The 22374-nt window shown below is 60.8% G+C and carries 17 protein-coding genes and 1 pseudogene; 11 read left to right on the forward strand and 7 right to left on the reverse strand.

Going from position 1 to position 22374, the window contains the following annotated elements; all coding sequences use genetic code 11:
* The first annotated feature begins 277 nt into the window (after positions 1-277).
* Positions 278-1114, forward strand: coding sequence for a DUF8757 domain-containing protein (locus ACZY0Y_RS14685; protein ID WP_463958781.1), 837 nt, complete (start codon positions 278-280; stop codon positions 1112-1114).
* Here the strand turns inward: ACZY0Y_RS14685 and ACZY0Y_RS14690 are convergent.
* From ACZY0Y_RS14690 to galE, 4 genes and pseudogenes are all read right to left on the reverse strand, one after another.
* A complete protein-coding gene (locus ACZY0Y_RS14690) occupies positions 1111-1563 on the reverse strand; it encodes a DUF488 domain-containing protein (RefSeq protein WP_463958783.1) in 453 nt (150 codons plus the stop codon). The two genes, ACZY0Y_RS14685 and ACZY0Y_RS14690, sit on opposite strands and share 4 nt — an antisense overlap.
* A 275-nt stretch (positions 1564-1838) precedes the next feature.
* Positions 1839-2258, reverse strand: a pseudogene (locus tag ACZY0Y_RS14695) (CpaF family protein); the annotation flags it as partial.
* Positions 2259-2441: 183 nt separating this feature from the next.
* Entirely contained in the window at positions 2442-3704 is a 1263-nt protein-coding gene (locus ACZY0Y_RS14700; RefSeq protein WP_463958785.1) for an acyltransferase family protein, read from the reverse strand.
* Positions 3705-3892: 188 nt separating this feature from the next.
* The gene (galE, locus tag ACZY0Y_RS14705; RefSeq protein WP_463958787.1) at positions 3893-4912 is read right to left on the reverse strand and encodes a UDP-glucose 4-epimerase GalE; all 1020 of its coding nucleotides are present in this window, start codon (positions 4910-4912) and stop codon (positions 3893-3895) included.
* A 463-nt stretch (positions 4913-5375) separates the two neighbouring features.
* On the opposite strand from galE, the gene ACZY0Y_RS14710 reads away from it, so the two are divergent.
* From ACZY0Y_RS14710 to ACZY0Y_RS14730, 5 genes are all read left to right on the forward strand, one after another.
* Positions 5376-7517: a GH25 family lysozyme gene (locus ACZY0Y_RS14710; protein ID WP_463958788.1), complete on the forward strand. Its 2142-nt coding sequence runs from the start codon at positions 5376-5378 to the stop codon at positions 7515-7517.
* A 61-nt stretch (positions 7518-7578) separates the two neighbouring features.
* A complete protein-coding gene (locus ACZY0Y_RS14715) occupies positions 7579-8319 on the forward strand; it encodes a glycosyltransferase family 2 protein (protein WP_463958826.1) in 741 nt (246 codons plus the stop codon).
* A 4-nt stretch (positions 8320-8323) separates the two neighbouring features.
* Positions 8324-8722, forward strand: coding sequence for a DUF2304 domain-containing protein (locus ACZY0Y_RS14720; protein ID WP_463958790.1), 399 nt, complete (start codon positions 8324-8326; stop codon positions 8720-8722).
* A gap of 96 nt (positions 8723-8818) precedes the next feature.
* On the forward strand, positions 8819-9952 hold the full coding sequence (locus ACZY0Y_RS14725) for a glycosyltransferase family 4 protein (protein ID WP_463958792.1): 1134 nt from the start codon (positions 8819-8821) through the stop codon (positions 9950-9952).
* Positions 9949-11136, forward strand: a complete 1188-nt coding sequence (locus tag ACZY0Y_RS14730) for a hypothetical protein (protein WP_463958794.1) — start codon at positions 9949-9951, stop codon at positions 11134-11136. The genes ACZY0Y_RS14725 and ACZY0Y_RS14730 overlap by 4 nt, the downstream gene beginning before the upstream one ends.
* A 22-nt stretch (positions 11137-11158) precedes the next feature.
* On the opposite strand, the gene ACZY0Y_RS14735 is transcribed toward ACZY0Y_RS14730, so the two are convergent.
* The 3 genes from ACZY0Y_RS14735 to rfbB all read right to left on the reverse strand — a co-directional run bounded on the left by ACZY0Y_RS14735 (position 11159) and on the right by rfbB (position 14642).
* Complete coding sequence (locus ACZY0Y_RS14735) at positions 11159-12070, reverse strand: glycosyltransferase (RefSeq protein WP_463958795.1); 912 nt, start codon at positions 12068-12070, stop codon at positions 11159-11161.
* A gap of 139 nt (positions 12071-12209) precedes the next feature.
* Positions 12210-13640: a sugar nucleotide-binding protein gene (locus ACZY0Y_RS14740; RefSeq protein ID WP_463958797.1), complete on the reverse strand. Its 1431-nt coding sequence runs from the start codon at positions 13638-13640 to the stop codon at positions 12210-12212.
* A 3-nt stretch (positions 13641-13643) separates the two neighbouring features.
* Positions 13644-14642, reverse strand: a complete 999-nt coding sequence (rfbB, locus tag ACZY0Y_RS14745) for a dTDP-glucose 4,6-dehydratase (RefSeq protein ID WP_463958799.1) — start codon at positions 14640-14642, stop codon at positions 13644-13646.
* 54 nt (positions 14643-14696) lie between these two features.
* Here rfbB and rfbA point away from each other — a divergent pair, with 54 nt between their 5' ends.
* From rfbA to ACZY0Y_RS14770, 5 genes are all read left to right on the forward strand, one after another.
* Positions 14697-15572 (forward strand): glucose-1-phosphate thymidylyltransferase RfbA, encoded by an 876-nt coding sequence (gene rfbA / locus ACZY0Y_RS14750; protein WP_463958801.1) that lies wholly within the window; start codon positions 14697-14699, stop codon positions 15570-15572.
* Positions 15573-15662: 90 nt separating this feature from the next.
* A complete protein-coding gene (locus tag ACZY0Y_RS14755; protein WP_463958803.1) occupies positions 15663-17636 on the forward strand; it encodes a DUF6541 family protein in 1974 nt (657 codons plus the stop codon).
* Between the two features lie 31 nt (positions 17637-17667).
* On the forward strand, positions 17668-19641 hold the full coding sequence (locus ACZY0Y_RS14760; protein ID WP_463958805.1) for a DUF6541 family protein: 1974 nt from the start codon (positions 17668-17670) through the stop codon (positions 19639-19641).
* A gap of 268 nt (positions 19642-19909) precedes the next feature.
* The gene (locus tag ACZY0Y_RS14765; protein ID WP_463958827.1) at positions 19910-21751 is read left to right on the forward strand and encodes a L,D-transpeptidase family protein; all 1842 of its coding nucleotides are present in this window, start codon (positions 19910-19912) and stop codon (positions 21749-21751) included.
* A 268-nt stretch (positions 21752-22019) separates the two neighbouring features.
* On the forward strand, positions 22020-22370 hold the full coding sequence (locus ACZY0Y_RS14770; RefSeq protein WP_463958807.1) for a hypothetical protein: 351 nt from the start codon (positions 22020-22022) through the stop codon (positions 22368-22370).
* Positions 22371-22374: the final 4 nt, after the last annotated feature.

Here is a 22374-nt window from a genome sequence, read left to right on the forward strand (position 1 = left end):
TTTCAGGTGGCTCTCAACCACGCCAATCGTGGCTCTGAACGACACGATCCGTGATCTGGGCAGGTGGCTCTGAAGCGCACGACAGGTGGCTCCCTTGGAAGCCAGTATTCACTCGCTCTGAATCTCGAACTCGCAGACCAGCCCATGCTGGGCTTGCCGCCGGGGTCGGCACGCGCAGTTGTTAGCACGCATAAACTCCTGCCACCACCCGCCGACCTGTGACCCGGCAAACGTTCAGCACGAGCTAGCAGATAACACCAAGCTGAGGGGACAGCGAATGAGATCTGAGGGAAACCTGAGCGCCTGGCAAACGATTGAAATGGTCGTAACGGTCAAAGCTTATCCCGCTATAAGCAACAAATACGGTGAGTCGGTTTGTGTTGCCGGAGTCAGGACCGACGGTGCAGCAATGGAGCTCGTCCGGCTCTTTCCTGTCGGATTTCGAGACTTGGCGCCGGGAGCTCAATTCAAGAAATACCAACGCGTCAAGCTTCGTGTAAAGAAGGGGATTACCGACAGACGCCCTGAGACCTGGCATCCCGATCTGGGTTCCTTAGAACTGGGCCCGATAATTGACACTGCCAAAGGTTGGCGCGAACGATGGAACCTTGTCAGCGATCTAGCGGGCCAATATACGACTTGCGAGATTCGTGAACGAGCCGCCAAAATTGGGCAGAACTCCACATCCTTAGCGCTCATTAAGCCGGCAGATGTATCGGGCGTGACTGTCACCCCCAACCCGGACTTTGATCCAGCTACAGCGGCCGCCGCCGAGGCTGCCGCCATGCCCGACCTTTTCCAAAACGAGAAGCAAGTGCTCCGGGCCGCACCATTCCGGGTCCAGTACGACTACCGATGCGAGTTCCGAGCTTGCAACGGACATTCCCAATCACTAATCGATTGGGAAGTTGGAGTGGCGGGGCTGAGATGGCGCGACGGAAAGGCTGGGACCGTCAGGGAACAGCTAAAAATAAAGTTCTATGACGAGATGTGCTCGAGCGAAAGGGATGTTCACTTTTTCATCGGAAATCAGCATCAGAATCCCGGCAGCTTTATGGTGATCGGCGTCTTTTGGCCGCCTAGAAACTCTCGACCTGAGAGTGTGCTGTTCTAAACCGTTGCCAGGTCAGACATCCGCGACTTAACTTCTTCCAACACGAATTGTCTGTGGCAACCGCGTTCTGAGGCCTCGAAGCACAGCACGGCAACCCTCTGTAGACGCGCGATTTCCGTGACTCGCTCAAGGGCGCTCTGTGCGTCTGCGCCCTGTAGCAGATCCTTGTACTTTGAGTGAGCAGCATCGCCCTCGGCCGTTCCCGGCCGGGCGAATCCCTCTCTGTTGTCTTTGGGATTGCCCAAGGCCGGCAGGTGTAAGTACTTGATGTCCGATGCCGTGAGCAGCTCCGACAAGGATCGCTTCGAAAAGCCTTTCTTACGAGACAGCGGGTGAAGCCTCACATCAACTAGCGTCTCCACCTTCCAGGCGACGAGTCCTTGGACGAAAGCCTCGGAGTCCATGCCCTCGTAGCCAACACCCATGATCCCGTTTCCATCTGTCCACATGCATTCATTCTTTCACGCATTGGGTCTGGCCTAAGCGGGCCCACCCCGGCCGGGCGGTGGCGATGCTCACGTGTCGTCCAACCGGAAGCAATGAACATGTCCAAGCTCTTGACCTCCCTGACTTCCCCGGCCACCAGCCGGTCCGGCCGCATGTGCAAGGCCCCTTGACGGGCAGCCGCAGCGTGACTGACAAGGGCAAGTCGTTGCCGTCAGGCACATCAATCGAAGGATAAGGGTTGTCAGTGGTTGGCACTCCGATCATGGGGCTAGATAACGTCGGGCAGTGCGGCATCCACGAAGGGGGAAGACATATCCAGGCGGCGGCCGGAACTTTTCAGCATCCGCTCCACGAGGTCGCGGACTTGCTGGTCCGTGAGCGAGACCGAGGTCAGTTCGGATTCGCCGTTGCGTGCCACATAGATTTCGTTCGGCGCGTTGAGCCAAATTTCCTCGACGGCGGGGTCGTCGAGCAGGGGCTGGAGGGCGCCGAACCCGGCCACGGCGTCGAAGACGAACCTCCGGGCGGACTCCAGCGGACCGATCGGCGGGAGGGGAGCCAGCAAGGCGCGCTCGTCGTAGTCCGTGACCGCGGCCTCGACAAGGCGCCGGACTTCACCGGCCTGTCTTAGGGGATCGAGGCCGCGCCGGCGAATCAACTCGCGGACTTCGTCCTCGACGATGCGTACAGCCTCCACAATGGCCCCCAATATGACTGCTTGCCCTGTCCCCTGGGCGCTGCAATTGGGTTAAAGCTAGGGGAGGCCGCCTGGCAGGGCAAGGGTGCAGTCACTGCTTGTGCAAAACATTGCGATAATCGGGACGATTTTTTGATGAATTAGGGTTCACTCGCCACGAACGATCTTAGTGCTCCGTTCGAGTCAATCGCCCGACTGTCCCAAGGGATGCCGTGCGTCATTGATTACGGGCTCAAGGCCGGATTCCAGCGGTTCACTCTTGCGTGCCGGAGGACGGGTGATGACCTCGGACACCTTCCCGCTCATAAGACTTCCCGTCCATTTGGCAAGGCGGTGAGAGGGCACTTCGATGATCCGGGAAAACAGCCAGGCAACGACAAAGGTTGTCGGTACGGCAAAGAGCAGAGCCCGCATCCAGTGATCCGAGCCCAGCATTCGACTGAAAAGGACCAGAATCGGCACATGGACGAGGTAGAGGCTGAAGGAGATCCTGCCGAGCCACTGTACCGGGGGGAGTTCGAGAAGCCGGCAAACGGGCCGCGAGAACACGGCTGAAAGCACGATAAGCACCGCTCCGGGAATGCTCAGTGACTTGGCGAACGCCAATGTCGGGTGGTCCGACACGGATCCCACGAACAACATCCAATACGCGCACATGAGCAGGATCCCGGCGACGAAGACGGCAAACCAAATTAGTTGGCCACGGAAAGACGTGCCGGCCTTGGCGGCTTTCCGTGGTCGATCAATCACAGTAAACGCGATCAGCGCACCTGCCAGAAACGCGGAAAAGTAAACCAGGTACTCAATCTGGTGGAGGTATCCAACGGCAGCGAGACCTGTGCAGAGGGTGATGGTCGCTGCCGCCCAGCGTCTCAACACAACTGCGATGCCCACGAAGACTGGCAGCAAGAGAGAGAATAGAAACTCCCACTGGAGCGACCATAGCGGGTTGTTAATCCGGGTCGGCCCGCGCACCGCGTCGAACCCCCGGACGACTTCCTGCCACTCGGGGACTGGCACGTTGGAGAGCGTGACCCACTTGCTTACTGCGACATTTGCGTCTGGTACGGCTATCGAGAGGCAGATTGCGGCCAGCACCAATGAGGCCGCGACTGGCACCCAAAGCCGGATGGTTCGCGTGAAGAAGTAGGCAACCCAGTCGAACTGCCTGGCCCGGAGAACAGGGAGGGAAACCACCAGTCCGCTCAGAACGAAGAAGAGAAGAACTGCCTCGCCGCCAGCTGTGAAAACCTTCAAGGGTGTGCCATTCAGCCACCAGAGCAGACTCCCCTCTTTCGGCAGGACTAGGTTCCCCAGATAGAGATTGGCGAACTCCGGGACTGTCAGTGCAGAATGATGAATCAGCACAATCAGAGCAGCTATTCCCCTACACCCGTCGAGGGATCGCAGTCTATGCCTGCGGGGGGTCGCAGCGGGAGAAGTCATCAGATACCTAGGATCGGGGTTAGACCGGTCAGGGAGCGTTCACCGAGCGCGCCACTTCACGGACTCCCTTGGACCGTGACAAGTCTACCAATGGGACATGGACGGCGCGGTGCTGGCGTCCGCGGCCGATTCCTACGGCCGGGGGTGGCTCTGCAAAACGAAATCCGCGCGGTAATTGAAGCGGCGAATCAGCCCGCCACGGAGTAGCCATCAGGGTTGCTGCTCTGCCAGCGCCAGTGGTCTTCGCACATTTGGGCTAAATCCCGGCGGGCAGACCAACCCAAGTCGGCCAGGGCCGCCGAGGGGTCAGCGTAACTTACGGCCGCATCGCCAGGCCGCCTTGGCGCAAACTCATATGGCACAGCATGGCCTGCTGCGCGGCCGAATTCCTCGATCACTTCAAGCACCGAGGAGCCTCGACCGGTTCCGAGATTCCAGCGGAACACTCCGGCCTTGCCTTTCAGATATTCCAGCGCGGCAAGGTGGCCGGAGGCAAGGTCCATTACATGGATGTAGTCGCGCACCCCGGTACCGTCCGCCGTCGGATAGTCGTTGCCGAAAACCATGACCTTCTCGCGGCGCCCAACGGCGACCTGGGCCACAAACGGCAGGAGATTATTGGGAACACCCTGAGGGGCTTCACCGATCAAACCTGATTCATGTGCCCCGACCGGGTTGAAATAGCGGAGCAACGCGATGCTCCACCGGGGATCGGCGGCACCCAAATCGGAGAGGATGTCCTCGATCTGTTCCTTTGTCCGTCCGTATGGATTACTGGCATCGAGCGGGGACTTCTCGACAAGCGGGACACTCTCCGAGGTCCCGTATACCGTGGCGGAGGAACTGAAAACAAGCGTCCGGACGCCTGCCGCGTCCATGCTGTGAAGCAAATTCAACGTCCCCACAACATTATTCTGGTAGTACATCAGCGGCTTCGCCACGGATTCACCCACCGCCTTCAGCCCCGCAAAGTGGATGACAGCGTCGAAGCCTCCCCCGTCGAAGACACTGTCGACGGCGGCGGCGTCCAGAAGATCGACCTCAAGAAATCTCACCGGCCGGCCCGTGAGCTTCTCCACGCGGCGCAGCGACTCCCGGTCTGAGTTCATCAAGTTGTCCAGCACGACGACATCATGTCCCTCCTCAAGTAGACAGAGTGTTGTGTGCGATCCGATGTACCCGGCCCCGCCGGTGACCAATACCTTCATACCCTCCAGCTTAGGAGCTACCGCGGTGCTGTGAAAACGCCGCGACCGCGACTGATGCGACTCACGCCTCTGATGGCGCCGGCACACCGCTGAAACACCCACAACGAATCCGGAATAGGGATCGTGGGCCCCCTTGGTCACATCCGCATCACCAGTAACACTGGTTACAACATTACTGCGATGCTATGGTGAGCGCGTCAAGTCAGCGCTCGCGAAGCGCATCATCGTTTCGGAGCAGAGAATGCAGCGGACCCAACTTTCCCCCAGCCCCTACCTCGGCCGCACTGGGACGCTTGTGCTGCTTCTCTCGCTGCTGGCCGGCCCTGGATTAGCATCGCCATCCGCCGCCGTAGAGCCCTCGCCAACGTCCTCAGCGACGCCGGCACCGACGACGAATCCTACAACGCCGGCCCCGGCGATAACTTCCACGACCACAGTCCCGTCGTCGGCGCCCGCTCCAAGCGTGACTCAGCAGACCCCGACACCTCTGGTGAAGACCGAGGGTTCCACGACAGACGCGGAACGTGCCCGCTCGGCAGCGATGGCATTGGCAGTCGGCAGCGGAGGCGCCGAAATGGGCCAGCGTTCCACTCGCGTCACGATATCCTCCGGTGGCGCGAAGAGCGGCTCGGCAGTCCAGGAGTCCCTGTCAACAGAGGGAACGTGGACCCCGACGTTCGGGGTCCAGGGCCTTGACGTCAGCGGACACCAGCCCCTCGTTGATTGGCAGCAACAGTGGAACAAGGGCTCCAGGTTCGCCTACGTCAAAGCCACTGAAGGCAACTACTTCACGAACGCTTCTTTCGGGTCCCAATATGCAGGCTCGCGCGGGGTCGGAATGATCCGGGGGGCCTACCACTTCGCCATTCCGAACTGGTCATCTGGCGCAGATCAGGCGCGATACTTCGTGCAAAATGGCGGCGGTTGGAGCCCCGACGGATCGACACTCCCCCCGGTGCTCGACTTCGAATTCAACCCCTACGCCGGCCGCACCATCGAAGGTTTCTATTTCGGGAACACCTGCTACGGGATGTCCCCGAGCCAGCTGACCGACTGGGTACGAGACTTCGGTACCACGATGCTGCAGCAAACTGGCCGGCTCCCGGTGATCTACACGAACACTTCCTGGTGGAAGCAATGCACTGCGGACGCCCCCGGCTTTGGAGACTATCCCCTTTGGGTCGCGGCCTATCCAGGCTCTCCTACCAACGACGCGGGACCGATTCCCGCCAGCTGGGATACATACAGCATCTGGCAATACAGCAGCACAGGGCCATTCGATGGAGACTCCAACGTCTGGAACGGCAGCGACGCAGACTTGAGGGCTTTTGCACTTGGCCGCTATCCGCAGGGACTATTGCAGCAATTCAATGATGTTGCGACCTACTATGGCCTGGATGCCCCGACCACAGCCATCCATTGTGGGCTGAGCCAAGATGCGTGTGTGCGGCACCACGGGATCGGTTCCATATACCGGACTTTCGACGGGCAGATCCGAGTCGTGGCCGACCCTATCCGAACGCAATGGAACGCTACGGGCGCCGAACTCGGACCTCTCGGCTACCCGGTATCTCCGCAGGTCTGTGGAATGGTAGGGGGCGGCTGTGTCCAAGACTTTCAGAAAGGGTCTTATTACATAGTTCCGTCGGGGCCAACGGTCGCCGTAGTCAATCCGATCAGGGCAAAGTATTGGTCCTTGCTCGGTCAGGGCGGCGTACTTGGATATCCGGCGGTCACACAGATTTGTGGATTAGTCCGATCGGGCTGTGTCCAGCAGTTCAAGAATGCGAACATATACACATCCCCAGCTACAGGAGAGCATGCAGTTGTCGGCACTATCCGGGAAGCCTGGGCGGCCGCCAGCAATGAAACCGGGGTTTTCGGATATCCAGCGTCGGACCAAGTATGCGGGTTGCGGGACTCCGGCTGCCTCCAGGACTTTGAGGGCGGAAGCTTCTACTCCGCGGCGAGAACCGGAACGCACTCCGTACCTGCCGTGACGCGCGGAGCCTACTGGTCTTTCGGGGGACACGACGGCGCCTTGGGCTATCCCGTTGGGGACAGGACATGCGGACTCAGCCAAGGTTCCTGCCTGCAGAGGTTCGAAACCGGGTTCATTGTCACTACTAGTTCCGGCGCCAATATCGCGGTGTCAGGCGGCATTGCCGAGCGGTGGACAGCGGATGGTGCGACGGCCGGCACACTCGGACTCCCGGTGTCGAACTTCACCTGTGGCCTCGTTGGGGGCGGCTGCCAACAAGACTTCCAGGGCGGCACCATCTACATCACACCCCAAAACGGAACACGCACCGTAACCGGCACCATCCGCACCGCCTACTGGACCACCGGCGGCCAAGGAAGCGCCCTGGGCTACGCCACAACAGACCAACGCTGTGGCCTCGTTGGAGGCGGCTGCCAACAAGACTTCCAGGGCGGCACCATCTACATCACACCCCAAAACGGAACACGCACCGTAACCGGCACCATCCGCACCGCCTACTGGACAGCCGGCGGCCAAGGCGGAATCTACGGATACGCAATAGCCGATGCCGTCTGCTCAACCTTCTGCACCCAGCGCTTTACGGGGGGCACACTCCTCGGCTGAATCTGCCGGCGTCAAGTTGATCAAGCACACCCGAAAATTCATCGGCTCCAACATTGATATGATGAGGACGATGTCAATTACTAACGCACGGGCCCTTATCATCATGCCTGCTTGGAATGAAGAGATAGCTGTCCCAGACACCATCCGAGAAGTCATGAAGTACGCACCGGATTGCGACCTCCTGGTCGTCGACGACGGATCCACGGATTCGACCCGAGCGGTTGCAATGCAGGCCGGCGCGCGCGTGCTGTCGCTGCCTTTCAATCTTGGCGTGGGCGGCGCGATGCGCGCCGGTTTCAGGTATGCCGACCGCCTGGGTTACCGCGCGGCGATCCAAGTCGATTCGGATGGCCAACACGATCCCCGCGATATTGCCAAGGTGTTGGACGGACTCGATGCAGCGGACATTTGTATTGGCGCACGGTTCGCCGAGCGTGGGTCCTACAAGGTGACCGGCCCCAGAAAATGGGCTATGCAGTTTCTCGCTTTCGTCATCTCAAGACTTGCCAAGGTACGTCTTACCGACGTCACGTCCGGATTCCGGGCTGCCAATCAGCGGGCCATACGTCAGTACCTTGACCACTACCCTGCCGAATACCTCGGGGACACTGTTGACTCCTTGGTCGTGGCCATTCGGTCCGGGTGCCGGGTCACACAGGTTCCGGTTGAAATGCGTGTCCGCCAGGGCGGAGTGCCCAGCAATAATCCCTTCAAATCGGGGATATACCTGGCCCGCTCCGGGCTCGCACTCCTTCTGGCTCTGACGCGGAAACGCTCCGTGCTGACGAAGCTGGAAGGCTAAGAACGTGTTTGGTAATATCGTCACTTTCGTCATCGCGTTGCTGACTCTGTCCCTGGTCATCATGCTCTTGCGCCGCGGGCATCTGCGTGAAAAGTACGCAATCCTCTGGCTGTTCCTGTCCCTGGTGACCATGGTCCTCTCGGGTTTCCCCCAGATCCTGCTCTGGGCCAGCCAGCTCCTAGGGGTGCAGGTCCCGTCGAATCTCATATTTGCGGTTGCCCTCCTGCTGCTGGTCGGCATCACCCTGCACCTGGCCTGGGAACTCTCGACGGTAGAAGACGAGGCTCGGGCGCTGGCAGAGGAAGTAGCCATCATCCGGGTCATGGTCGACGAACTGAAGTCCGCACAGCCAGACGAAGACCTGGCCGTAGAGCGGTCCGCCGCCAACACCTCGCAGAACTAGCCCGGCCGCTGCCTTCAGCGCTCCCTGCGTTCAACGACGCCCGGTGTTCGATCACAGTTCAACCAATCTGGCTTGCCGGCCGGATGAGGAGGATCCATGCCCTACGACCGCTCGCCCGGCGAGGACAAGTCGCACGTCGCCTTCATCGTCAATAACTACCCACCAAAAGTCGGCGGCCTTGAACAGCACGTCGCTGCGCTTGCGAAGTCAGTAAGTGACCTCGGCATCAGGACAACGGTCGTCACCTTGGACCCTGATCATGTGGGGACCGAAGTCAACCAGGTCACGGTCCTCAGGCTGCCGGCAAGCCCCACCCTCGCTGGTGTGATGTCGTGGCCCTATCCCGGCACCAAACGGAAGCTTGTGAAGTTGTTGCGCGCCGAAGGCGTCACCCACGTCTCGACCCACACAAGGTTCTTTCCGATGTCCTTCGTCGGGATACGCGTGGCCCGTGCATTGAAGGTCCCGGTGGTCCACACGGAGCACGGCTCTGACTTTGTGTCGGGCGTCTCCCCTTTCGTCGGTTTGGCAAGCCGCGCCGTCGACTACACCCTCGGACGCTATGTGCTCCGGAGTTCCAGCGCGGTGCTGGCAATTTCCGCTTCCGTGCAGGCTTTCGTCAGGAAGCTGGGCGGCAAGGACAGTACGTTGTTCCTGAACGCCATCAACACGGAGCGGTTCGCCGGATCGTCATTGTCCGGCCACAGTGGACATCTCGTCTTCCTCGGCAGGATCGTCCCGGGCAAGGGTTGGGAGCGGGCGATCGAAACCGCCGAATGCCTTCACGGCGAAGGCCGGGATGTTCACCTGCACCTCATCGGCGACGGGCCCGATATGGGTAGGCTGCGCCGCCGGGTGAAGGGCTCCCCTGCGTCAGGACGAATCACCGTCCATGGATTTCTGGACTCTGCCACGATCGCGGGCTATTTGCACGGGGGGATCCTCCTTAACCCCACCACCCTGTCCGAGGGCTTCCAGACAACGTTGCTCGAGGCAATCGCGGCCGAGGGTGCGGTTGTGAGCACCCCCGTCAACGCAGCCGAGTACCTTGCGGAGATCGGGGCGAACGTCAAGATCGTCGCTGAGGACAAGCCAGAAGCCTGGGTGGCGGCCACGCGCTCGTTCCTGGATGTCGGCTGGACCCCGGCCTCAGCAGAACTTGTGGAAAGCTTCGACTGGTCAGCACGGAGCCGCGAATACGCAGCGTTACTGTCGTCGCTGGTCCGATGACCCGCATTCAGCTTCTCCTGGTCTCGATGGTCGGCGCCCTAGCCGCTGCTTTGGTTCCAATATCCGCTCTCGTCATCCTGCCACCGGAAGGATACGGCACATTTTCCTTCGGATATCTGGTGTTTGCCTTCGGCTGGTCCCTTCAGCTGTCGATCATTTGTGATTCCTGGGCCAGGACCAGAGGGGTTGCAGGTTTGCCGTCCGCCTGGAGGAGCTATTGGCCGCCCGTGATGCAGCTGTCATTGCTTGCAGGTGTCGCGGCCGGTGCAGCGACAGTTGCAGTGTTCCATGATGTGAGTATCGCCCTGCTCCTGGTTGTGTCAGTGGCGCTCAATCTCTATCGGCTTGGCGGGCGGTTCTACTACTCGGCGATGGGCCATCGCAGATTGCCGGTAGGCTCGGACTCATCAACGATCGCTGTCTTTGCCGCGACGTTCATCGTCTTCCGCATTTTTCCCATTGGTGATGACCTCTTCACGGTCACATTGGCATGGGCCACCTCCAGCCTGGCCGGCGCACTCTTCTTCCTTCCGGCCAAGGCAGCACCCGGTTCCGGTCTGGTGACCTGGTATCGAGCCCGCAAGACGGTCGTCAACACGCTGCTGGGTGATTCACTCCTGATGGATCTTGGTGCGAATGCGGTACCTGCAGTCCTGGCACCCTTGCTTGGTGCTAAGAACTTCGGCATTTACCGGGGAATCTCCAGTGTTGCCACGCCGGTCCAGCTGGTCCTTGATCCACTGCGGCCGACACTGGCCCAACTCACACTTCCCGTGCTGGCGGGACGCCGGTACCTCTTCGCCGTCATGGGAGTCGCGGGAATGATGGCGGCCGGATGTTACGTGGTGTTGGCCGCCATCGTCCCTCAAACCGGGCTGGCTTCTACGACGCTTGGTTCCCTTAGCGAGTTCGCGGTTGCCTGCGCAATCTTCGTGGCCATGAATTTCCTGGGCCACTTCTACTACATCGCTTCCCGGAACCACCTGCCCCGCCGTGAACTATTCGCCGGACGTGTCGTCCAAACTGTCGGCGCGATTGCCGGTCCGATGCTTGGCCTGCTCCTGGGCGGACTTTCCGGTGCCATCTGGGGCTTCGTCGCGGCAAGCGCGGTCTCGTCCGCTGGCTGGTTGCTCCTTGTCCAATATCAGAACCAAGTCCAGCGGTCCGAGGCTCCAGTCCACTGAGGCAGGTCGGGACGGGCGAAGCTTACTGCGCGGTCGCACTTACCCCAACAACTCTTTGCCACGTATCCGTCCATGCCCCGAAGCTGAATCCTTCCGCAATCGCCTTGTAGCCAGTCTCGCCCCTCGCCCGGCGCTCGGACGCCGTTGATGCCAGGAAATCACTCAGGCCCGCAACCCAGGCTGCAGTTCCGGATGCGGCAAACCCTTCCATTTTCTTCAGTACTTGCTCGTTGGCCCCCACCGGGCTGCCCATGACGGGGAGACCGGCAGCGCCGTACTGGAGGAGCTTGTAAGCGCACTTTCCGCGAGCGAATTCGTCATTCGGCAATGGCATGATTCCGAGATCGGCTTCCTTGAGGAGCTGACCAAAGTTGTCCTCGCGCCAGTCCACGCGGTCCACGATTTCATCGAGAGCGCCCAGGCTGCGCTGGCCGGCGCTAATAACGGTCAGCCGGATCGGAGTCTCGGCGTTGACGCGCAGGAGCGCGTCGGCAATGCCCGCCAGGTATGGTTCGGTGGCTGGGGATCCAAGCCAGACCAGGGTGGGGACAGGGCGCAGATCGAACGAAGTCTTGCGGGCGTACGCGGCCAGATCCACGCAGCTGGGAATGAGAGTCACGTTTTCCGCGTGCTTCGAAGCTTCCTCGGCCAGGTACTCGTTTCCGGCGATGATGTGCGAGGCAGACTGAACCGACCGCAGCCACAGCTTGTCCTTGGGCCAGAGACTATAAGGGAACGGTGCCGCGCTATGGAAAATCGCGTCGTCGAAATCATAGATCGACCGGTCGGCGCCTCGGAGGATCTTGGCTTCCAGCCTGCCGTTACTCAGCGGCGACGCTTCGCGGCTCATGAGAACTGTCCCGCCGAAACCTTTCGACGCCAGTCGCGCCAGTGAGACCTCCGCTTCGAAAACCTTGTCCAGGTTCTTCAGCAACGTGGAGATGCTGTTGTTGCCCTGTCCCGTGTAGCTTAAGTGCCCGGCGGAAACACCCAGATATCCAAGCCAGTCGTGGATTCGTACGCGTGCGCTGCTCCCCGATCGGCCGTACGTGGCAATCGTCAACAGATTGGAACTACCCACGGCGGGAGGCCTTCGCTGCTTCGACGTAGGCTGCCAGCGCCACCTGACCGTCACTCGGCCGGAAGCCCGAGGCTGAAATCTTGGAGAGCTCGAGTGCGCTGTTCAACGGTCGGGGCGCCGGAGACTTGCCTTTGAAGTACTCTTCAGTGCTGACACCGGTGACTGCGTCCCGTGACTTGCCGGACAGTTCGTAGACGTCCCCGGCTATGTCGGTCCAGGACTGTGGTTCGCCGTCGTTGCTCAGGTTGTAGGTGCCGTATCCAGCGCCCGTTTCGAGCAGATGCCGGATGCCGGCGGCGATGTCCCCGGTGAAGCTGAGCCGTCCGATCTGGTCGTTGACGACGGCTGGTTCGATGCCGCGTTGGGCCAGGGAGGCCATGGTGCGGACGAAGTTGGTGCCGTCGCCGATCACCCAGCTGGTCCGCACGATGTAGTGGCGGGGCACGACGGAAACGACGGCGTCGCCGGCTGCCTTGGTTTGGCCGTAGACGCCCAGCGGGGAGAATGGTTCGTCCTCGGTGTGGACCTCGCGGGTGCCGTCAAAGACGTAGTCCGACGAAACATGAACGAGGACCAGGTCGTGGTCGACGGCGGCCCGGGCCAGGCGGGCGACGGCGGTGACGTTGATCGCCCAGGCGGTCCTGCGGCCTTCGGGGGTCTCGGCGGCGTCGACGGCGGTGTACGCAGCCGCGTTGATGATGGTGGAGTAGTTCTTCCAGTTCCGGGCGCTAAACGCCTCGTCACTGCCCAGGTCGAACTCTGCCCGGCCGGCGAACTCGACGGAAGGGTCGCCGTCGTAGAGTTTCCGCAGCGCTTTGCCGAGCTGGCCGTCGGCGCCGACGACGAGGGTTTTCTTCGGTGGCATCGGGTTCACGTCCGCGAGCCTGGGGTGGTTTTTGTCCTTGTCCGAGAGTTCGGCCTGGTCCAAGGGAATGGGCCATTGAATCGCGGCGGTCTCGTCGGCGAGGTTCAGGAAGGTGTACTGGCCCTGGGCGTCGGCGGACCAGTGGTCGTTGACCAGGTAGGTGTAGGCGGTGCAGTCCTCGAGGGTCTGGAAGCCGTTGCCGACCCCGCGGGGGATGAAGATGGCCTGGCTGGCGTCGAGTTCGGCGGTGAAAACGGCACCGAACGTGGGGCCTTCGCGCAGGTCCACCCACGCGCCGAAAATCCGGCCGGTGGCGACGGAAATGAACTTGTCCCACGGTTCGGCGTGGATCCCGCGGGTGGTGCCGGCCTTTTCGTTGAAGGAGATGTTGTTCTGCACCGGCCGGAAGTCCGGCAGGCCGGCGGCGACCATCTTGTCCCGCTGCCAGTTCTCCTTGAACCAGCCCCGGTTGTCGCCGTGGACCGGAAGGTCGTAGAGGACGACGCCGGGAATCGGGGTGTCGTGCGCGGTGAGCTTTTTCGAGAACTCGATCGGCATAATCTACTGGCCCTGTTCCGTGTATTTGGCTTCCGTCGCGGCTTTCTGCGGGCGCCACCAGTCCTCGTTGTCCCGGTACCAGGCAATGGTGTCCTCGATGCCGGCGTCGAAGTTGGAGAACCGCGGCTCCCAGGCGAGCTCGGTGCGGAGCTTGGTGGAGTCGATCGCGTAGCGCAGGTCATGGCCGGGCCGGTCCACGACGTGGTCGTAGGCGTCCGGTGCCTGGCCCATGTGCTTGAGGATCAGTTCGACGACGTCCTTGTTGTTCTTTTCCCCGTCGGCGCCGATCAGGTACGTCTCACCGATCCGGCCCCGGGCGATGATCGCCAGGACCGCGGAGGAGTGGTCGTTTGCGTGGATCCAGTCCCGGACGTTCTCGCCCTTGCCGTAGAGCTTGGGCCGGATCCCGTCGATCACGTTGGTGATCTGGCGCGGGATGAACTTCTCCACGTGCTGGTACGGGCCGTAGTTGTTCGAGCAGTTGCTGATGGTCGCCTGCAGCCCGAAGGACCGCACCCAGGCCCTCACCAGCAGGTCCGAGCCGGCCTTGGTGGAGGAATACGGGCTGGAGGGGTTGTACGGGGTGTTCTCGGTGAAGCGTTCCGGATCATCGAGCTCCAGGTCACCGTAGACCTCGTCGGTGGAGATGTGGTGGAAGCGCCTGCCGTGCTTCCGCGCCGCCTCGATCAGCGTGTACGTGCCGATGATGTTCGTGTCCAGGAACGGGCGCGGGTCATGCAGGGAATTGTCATTGTGCGACTCCGCCGCGTAATGGACCACAACGTCGGCCGCCGCCACGAGCCCGTCGACCACGGCGGCGTCGCAGATATCCCCCTGCACGAACCGGAAGCGGTCCGCCGGAAGGCCGTTGAGGGAGTCCAAATTTCCGGCGTATGTGAGCTTGTCCAGGACGGTCACATGGTGGTCAGTGTGTGACACGACATAGTGAACGAAGTTGGAACCAATGAACCCGGCGCCGCCGGTCACAAGGAATTTCTGCATATGACCAGACTACCGGTTTGGTCAAAGCGACCGGCTCAGGGGAAGATGGCAGGCATGCGTGGAATCATACTGGCGGGCGGAACAGGCTCGCGCCTGCACCCTATTACCTTGGGCATCAGCAAGCAGTTGGTACCGGTATTCGACAAGCCGATGATCTACTACCCCCTGTCGACCCTGATCCTGGCGGGAATCCGCGATATTCTCATCGTGACGACGCCTCAGGATGCAGTCCCTTTTAAGAGGCTTCTTGGCGACGGCAGCCGCTTCGGGGTGAGCCTTAGCTACGTCGAACAGCCGTCACCGGATGGGCTGGCCCAGGCCTTCATTCTTGGCGCAGATCACATCGGCTCCGACGATGTATGTCTCGTACTGGGAGACAACATCTTCTACGGGGCAGGCCTGGGCAGCAAGCTCCAGCGTTTCAGCGGCCTAGACGGTGGCGCAATATTCGGCTACTGGGTGGCGGACCCGAAGGCCTACGGCGTGGTGGAGTTCAATGAAGAAGGACGGGCTGTCTCACTCGAGGAGAAACCCGCCAAGCCCAAGAGTAACTACGCGGTCCCTGGACTTTACTTCTACGACAACGATGTCGTAGAAATAGCCAAATCCCTGAAGCCTTCGCCGAGGGGCGAGCTGGAGATAACGGATGTCAACCGCCAGTACCTTGACGAAGGAAAACTTCATGTGGAAGTCCTCCCGCGGGGTACGGCATGGTTGGACACCGGAACGTTTAGCGATCTGAACGACGCGTCGAACTTCGTAAGAACCGTCGAAAACCGCCAGGGACTGAAGATCGGCGCCCCCGAAGAGATCGCCTGGCGTCAAGGCTTCCTCTCGGACGACGACCTTAGCCTGCGCGCCCAGCCCCTGATGAAGAGCGGATACGGCGGCTACCTCATGTCACTGCTGGAACGCGGAAAGAAATTGTAGCGGAACCCAGACTTCGGTAACCCGGCGTAGAGGGCCAACAAAAGCCCCTTCATCTATGCCCTAGAGCAAACAGTAAGCGATGAAAAACCGATGCAAACGACCTGGCCGCTGATCATACTTCCGGCTTTGCTGGCAGCTACCTTGGTCCTCGGCCCGGGCTTCCTGATGGTCCGTGCGGCCGGTGGCCGCGCAGCCGCAGCCATCGGTCTCGCGCCGGTCGTTTCCACCTCGCTCGTTGTCGTTGCCTCCACCTTTCTTTGGGTAGTAAAACTCCCTTGGAATCTCCTGGGATTCGCCGCGTTCGTCGGTGTGGCGTGCTCGGCGGCGTTCGTCCTCCGACGACTGGTGGAGCGCCGGTGGCCCGTTGCGGCGCCCCCGGCGACGGCGCCCAACCCCTTGGGAACGATCGCAATCGCAGTTGGCGTCGCCGCAATTATCCTGGGGGCCGAGCTTATCTACGTCTTCGGCTCACCGGATTGGATTTCACAGACCACCGATGGTGTGTTTCACCTGAACTCTGTCAGATACATGGTGGACAGCGGCGATGGGTCAATCTTCTCCGCATCGCTGGGGCTCAACGGCGGCCCTCCGTCTGCCTACCCCGCAGCATGGCATTCCTTCGCTGCACTGATCGCGACGGCCTCCGGTGCTTCAATTCCGGAATCCGTCATTGCTTTGAACCTGATCATCGGTGCCTTGGTTTGGCCCTTGGGCGCAGTCTTCTTTGTCCGCCAGCTCTTCGGAAACGGCCGGCGTTATATCCTCGGAACGGGTCTCCTGATCACCTGCTTCGGAACCTTTCCGTTCCGCCTGCTGGACTGGGGCGTCCTGTATCCGAACTTGCTGTCCACCGCGCTGGTACTGCCGGTAGCCGGCCTGGTAGTGATTCTCCTCCGGAGGACGAGAAGCGGGGACTGCTTCCACCCGGGAATGGTCGCGGCTCTACTCCTCATCGCTGTCCCCGGCATGTTCTTCAGCCACCCCAGCGGCGTTCTGCTGGTCCTTGGCCTCGTTCTTCCCATGATCATCGGCTCTTGGCTGAAGCAGTCGCGACTGTTCCCCTTGCAAGGCGGCCTCCGCGGCCTGGGTTGGAGGCAGGTCGTCGCCCCTCTGTCGGTGACGGTCATACTCTTGGCCTGGCTGACCCTACGCCCCCAGCCTTTGTCCGCGATACAGTTCAATCCGCCCTACCAGAACCCACAGCAGGCGATCGGCGAAGCATTGTGGGTGACGCATTCCTGGAACCTTCCATCCTTTGCCGTGGCACCGCTGGTCATCATCGGCGCCGTTGCTGTGTGGCAAAAGAACACCCAGCGGTGGTTCGTTGCCTCGTACCTGCTCTTCGGCCTGCTATTTGTCGCAGTCGCGGGCTTCCCGCCGTCGGAGCTGCGGTCCTTCCTCACCGGTGTCTGGTATGACGACTACAACCGCCTGGCTGCGGGCTTTGTACTGGTAGCACTTCCGATGTCTGTCGCCGGAGCGACTGCACTCGCCGAGACGATCAACCGCCGCATCCCCGAGCTCAAACGAACTCCGCGAAAACGCGCCGCCAATTTGATCATCGCGTTGCTAACGGTGGTGGTCCTGGGAGTGTCCTTCGCCGTCTCAACGCAGCCGGCCATTGATTCGGCGAAGAGAAACTTCGCCATTACGCCGACCTCCGCCATGATGTCCTCCGACGAACTGGAGCTGTACAAGAAGCTGGGCGACTTCGTAGGCCCGAGCGAATTCGTAGTCGGCGACCCGTGGAACGGGAGCGGACTGGCCTACCTCTATTCAGGCACAAACATGACGTTCAACCAGATTTTCACGGCCATGACTCCGGAGAAGGACCTCGTGGCCCGCTCGCTGCGGTGGGTTTCCAAGCGTCCCGAGGTCTGTGACGCCGTTCGGTCGCTAAACATTCACTATGTCCTGCAGTCAACTCAACAGCCGTTCCAACACGGCTATCCAAAGGATGCCCAATACGATGGTCTTTTCAATATCGACCATGCCAAGGGTTTCAGCCTGGTCACCGCCGTTGGAACTGCCTCTTTGTATAGGATAACCGCGTGCTGGAGCTGAAAGTGGAATCTGGGCATAGGACGGCAGCAGCATGAGTTGGTTCGACTACGTGCCCGCGATCCTGACAGGGGCCTGCATTCTGCTCCTGCCAGGGCTCGGCGCGGGATATGCCTTTGGTGCCCGCGGCTTGATGCTCTGGGCGGGAGCCGGGCCGTTGAGCGTTTCGCTGATTGGTGCATCGGCAGTGCTTGCGGCGGCAGCCGGGATTCCCTGGTCAATCCTGGCAGTCATCGGCTTATCAGTACTTGCCTGCCTTGTTGGGCTTGCCCTGCGGCGATGGATTTGGCCACCCCGCGGGACTCCGGCCCTGACTTCTTTTACGGGACGCGTGTGGCTGGTCCCGGCGTCGCTGATCGTCAGCGGCTCAATAGTGGGTTTTCGAATTATTTCGATCTTCGAATCGCCCGACAACATTTCGCAAACATTCGACAATGTTTTCCACCTCAATGCCATCAGATTCATTCTTGACACGGGCTCTGCCTCGTCCCTGACGATCGGTAACCTCGTAGATAGTACCGGGCACCCGGGCATATATCCGGCCGCATGGCATGCGTTCGTTTCGCTCACAGTTCAGCTGACAGCGCTCCCGATTCCCGGCGTTGTCAATGTCTGCAATGTGCTCATTGGAGCGCTCATTTGGCCTGCCGGATGCGTGTACCTCACCCGACGCATTCTGGGGGCAAACCCCGTGGCCACATGGGTTGCGGCAATTGCGGCGGCCGGCTTCAGCCAGTTTCCCTATTTGCTGCTGGACTTTGGCGTGTTGTATCCTCTGATGCTTGCCACTGCTGTCCTGCCGTTTGCCTTAAGTCTGGTCGTCTCAGCACTGGATACGGGCAACGCCGAAAGGCATGGAATTGGCTCTTCTGCTCTTGTATTGGCAATGACCGTCCCGGGGATAGCACTTGCACACCCCTCCGCCCTCCTGGCATTGCTGGCATTCGGGACGCCTTGGGTCTTGAAGCGCCTCATCACGTGGAACGCCGCACTTGTACCAAAGACCGCGAAACCATTGTCCCGTGTTCTTCCGTTTGCAGTGCTGCTTTGCTTCGTTCTTGGTGCCTATATTTTCTGGAAGGCACTGAGGCCCGAAGCGGAGGCCGCTTTCTGGCCGCCTATCCAATCCTTATCGCAAGCCTTCGGGGAGGCTGTGACGGCTTCCGGAATGGGCCGCCCCATGCCCGTCGTTCTCGCCGTCCTCACGGTGACAGGGGTGTGTGTTGCTGCTTCAGCGAGGCGGCTTTGGCCCCTCCTGATGTCGTTCACGGCCGCCGTCGCCCTGTACGTTGTGGTCAGCGGCATGTGGTTCGGACGCTTCCGCTCCTTCCTTACCGGAGGGTGGTACAACGACAGCAACCGGATCGCGGCGCTCTTGCCGGTTGTTACAGTGCCCGTGGTGGCCCTAGCCGCCGTATGGATCGCCGGGCTTGCGGTAAGCCGGTACAAAGCCTATGGCACCGCAATCTTGGGCGCGCTTCCTAGCTCATGGCGGCGCTTCGCCTACGCGGGAAGTGTGGCCTTAGTCTGGGTTTCTTTCGCAGGCATAACACAATTCCAGACGGTCGAACCGGAAGTCAGCAACGGCGCCAACTCTTATCGGTTGACCGATGACTCCAAATTGCTCTCAAAGGACGAGAGAGCACTGCTGGCTGCAGTCGACGAGCACGTGCCCTCCGACGAAGTCGTCATCGGCAATCCATGGACCGGCGCATCCCTGGTTTACGCGCTGAGCGACAGAAAAACATTGGAACCGCACATGCTGGGCGAACCATCTGAGACTGTCAGGCTGATCGAACGAAGATTGAATCAGCTGGATTCGGACCCAACGGTCTGCGATGCGGTTCGTACACTGAAAAGCTACTGGGTTCTCGACTTCGGCAAATTGGAAGTACACGGCGGATCCCATCCATATACCGGAATTTCTAACCTCGAAAGCCGGCCTTCCTTCCGGCTCGTGGAGAAACGCGGCAACGCGCGGCTCTATGAAATAGTCGGATGCCGCTAGGCGCGACTTTCTTTACGGTATCCCTCCCACCGCCCTGCATGTACCTGATCGGCAGGTACACTTTGAGAAGTTTGCTGTAGACACGTGGCGTTCCAGAAAACTGCACGGACTATTCGAGCAGTCGGGCCATTAGATTTTGGGGGATTCTTTGAGCTTATTGCGACCAGTCACCGGGAGCGTCTTCGTCGGTTTGACGATTGTCGGCCTTATATTCGGGTCCGCGGGTGCTTCACAGGCGAGCCAATTGCCGATGCATCGGGCAATAACCATGGAAATTCCGGTGTCGCCAACTGCAACCCCCGAACCCACGCCGCCGGCGACAACTCCCCCGGCCACAGGGCCGGCGACTGCCACACCAAAACCGTCAGCGCCTGACAGCTCTCTCGCAGTGTCACCGCGGCCGACGGTAACCCCGGGCAATTCTCCAACCACAGGGACTCTGCCAACACAGCCAGCGGTTGAGGGCGCGGCCGCCACCGCAGTGACGCCGCCGCCGGGGGCCGAGGCGGCAATTACCGCCGTGTGGTCGGGCCTTGGCGGAGCCTCCGGCGTGCTCGGCGCGGCCACCGCCGACATTATCTGTGGACTGGCTGACGACGGTTGCCACAGAACATTCCAGAATGGCAACGTGTACTGGTCGGCAATATCCGGCGCCCAGCCAGTATGGGGCGCCAACCTGGTCGCCTACAAGAATTTTGGTGCACAGGGGGGCGGTCTCCGCTATCCTCTGAGAGCCGAGATTTGCGGGTATCGCGATGGCGGTTGCTCTCAACTGTTCCAGGGCGGAGAACTGTTTTGGTCGCCGGCTACAGGGTCGAACCCGGTATGGGGCGCAAACCGCGTCGCGTATATGAACTATGGGGCACAGAACGGTGGACTGCGCTACCCCACAGGTCCAGAGATCTGCGGGCTCGCGGATGGTGGCTGCTCCCAGGCCTTCCAAGGGGCCCAGCTCTACTGGTCCCCGGCCACCGGGTCCAATCCCGTTTGGGGTGCCAACCTTGTGGCTTACAAGAACCACAACGCCGCATCGGGGGGCCTGCACTATCCGATAGGAGCCGAGATTTGCGGCCTTCGCGACGGCGGTTGCTCCCAGATTTTCCAGGGTGGTCAACTGCTATGGTCGCCTGCCACCGGTTCCAGTCCACTCTGGGGTGCCAACCGCGCCGCATACATCAACCAGGGCGCACAGAATGGAGGACTAAGGTACCCCGTTGGATCCGAAATCTGCGGATTGCGGGCAGGCGGTTGTATGCAGAACTTCCAAGGCGGCCAACTCTTTTGGTCCCCAACCACGGGGTCAAACACCGTCTGGGGTGCCGTAGGCGCCACTTGGACGAGTCGCGGAGGACCCAGCGGTTCATTGGGGTACCCCACTGAGACCGAGAAGTGCTGGAGCGGCGGTTGCCAACAGTGGTTCGAGAATGGCTCCCTAAGCTGGACACCAATTTCAGGACCGAAACTTTACATCTCGCCCAGTGGCTATTGCGAGGCCATAAACCGAGGGTCAGTTAACTACGGAACCGGCGGCGCGCAGCGTGTCACGTTCGCCATCGCAGAGCAGTACTCCACGTCGCCTGTCACATCTGTCACATGTGCGAAATCTGGAGGCCATTACGCCTATGAATGGTCAACTTGGGCCCAGGCCGGAGAATCCGGCTTTGCGAGGCCCGGGGTCGCCTCGGGACCCACCATCAACAAGTTCTCCCCAACGGGTTCTTTCACGGTGACGGATGCTTTCGGGCTCGGCAACCCGGGCACTGCACTCAACTACCTGACCCTGAACCCCTACTCTCGGTGGGGCGGCCGGCTCAACGCCAATTACAACAGGTACTTCGAGTCCAGCGCGGACATTTTCCCGGACGAGAACATGTGGTATTGTGCCACTCGACCTGCCCACGACTACCGGCAGGGTGTCGTCATTAACTACAACCGCGAGCCGGATTCGAGCATTGTCATGAATGCCGGATTCGCAATCTTCCTGCATGCAAACCGGTATCCGAGTTGGGGGTGCATCGCTATGAACGAACCTGATGTGGTGCGTTTCATGAACAGCGCCGTCCCCGGCGACCGCATCGTGATGGGTGTCGTTGCCGATGTTTTCCGCTAGCAAAACGCACAGTGCGGTCCGGGCGGGAGTTGCCTGCACGTCGCTCGCTATCGCGCTCGCCCTGGCAGGCTGTACCGGCCACGGATCCGCAACGGAATCTACTCAGGGAGGCCGGACAACCGGGACTCCGACGCCAAGCATCGCGCACGACGGGCGAACCGTGCTTCCGGCACCGTCAGCGACCGCCTGCCAGGTCCTCAGCCCGGAGGTCATCAGGAAGGCGCTTGGCACCCTGGCGTCCGACCTCCAGGGTGCACAGCCTTCCGCGGTGCAGGACACGGCCGGAGTCAAGAAGGATTCCTGCATCAACGCGTTGGATGCAAGCGGCCTGACAACAAACGCCCTTATCACCGAAGTGACAACCTACCCGTCCCGCGAGTCCCTGGCAGCCGACGACCCCTTCAAACTAATGACAGAACCGGAGGATGTCCCTGGCCTGGGGGAACGGGCCAGGTTTGCAGTGAACCGGTTGTCCGGAACCTCTGAGTACGTTCTTACGGTGGTGGCGGGAGTTCGGTCCACGCGCGTGCTCGTTGCGCTGCCCTCGTCGTCTTCCCAGTGGGATAAGGCGAAGGGACGAGAGGTTCTTGAGGCTCTGGCGGCTCAGATCAGTTTCTGACGGC

It is taken from the genome of Pseudarthrobacter kochi (assembly GCF_055412805.1).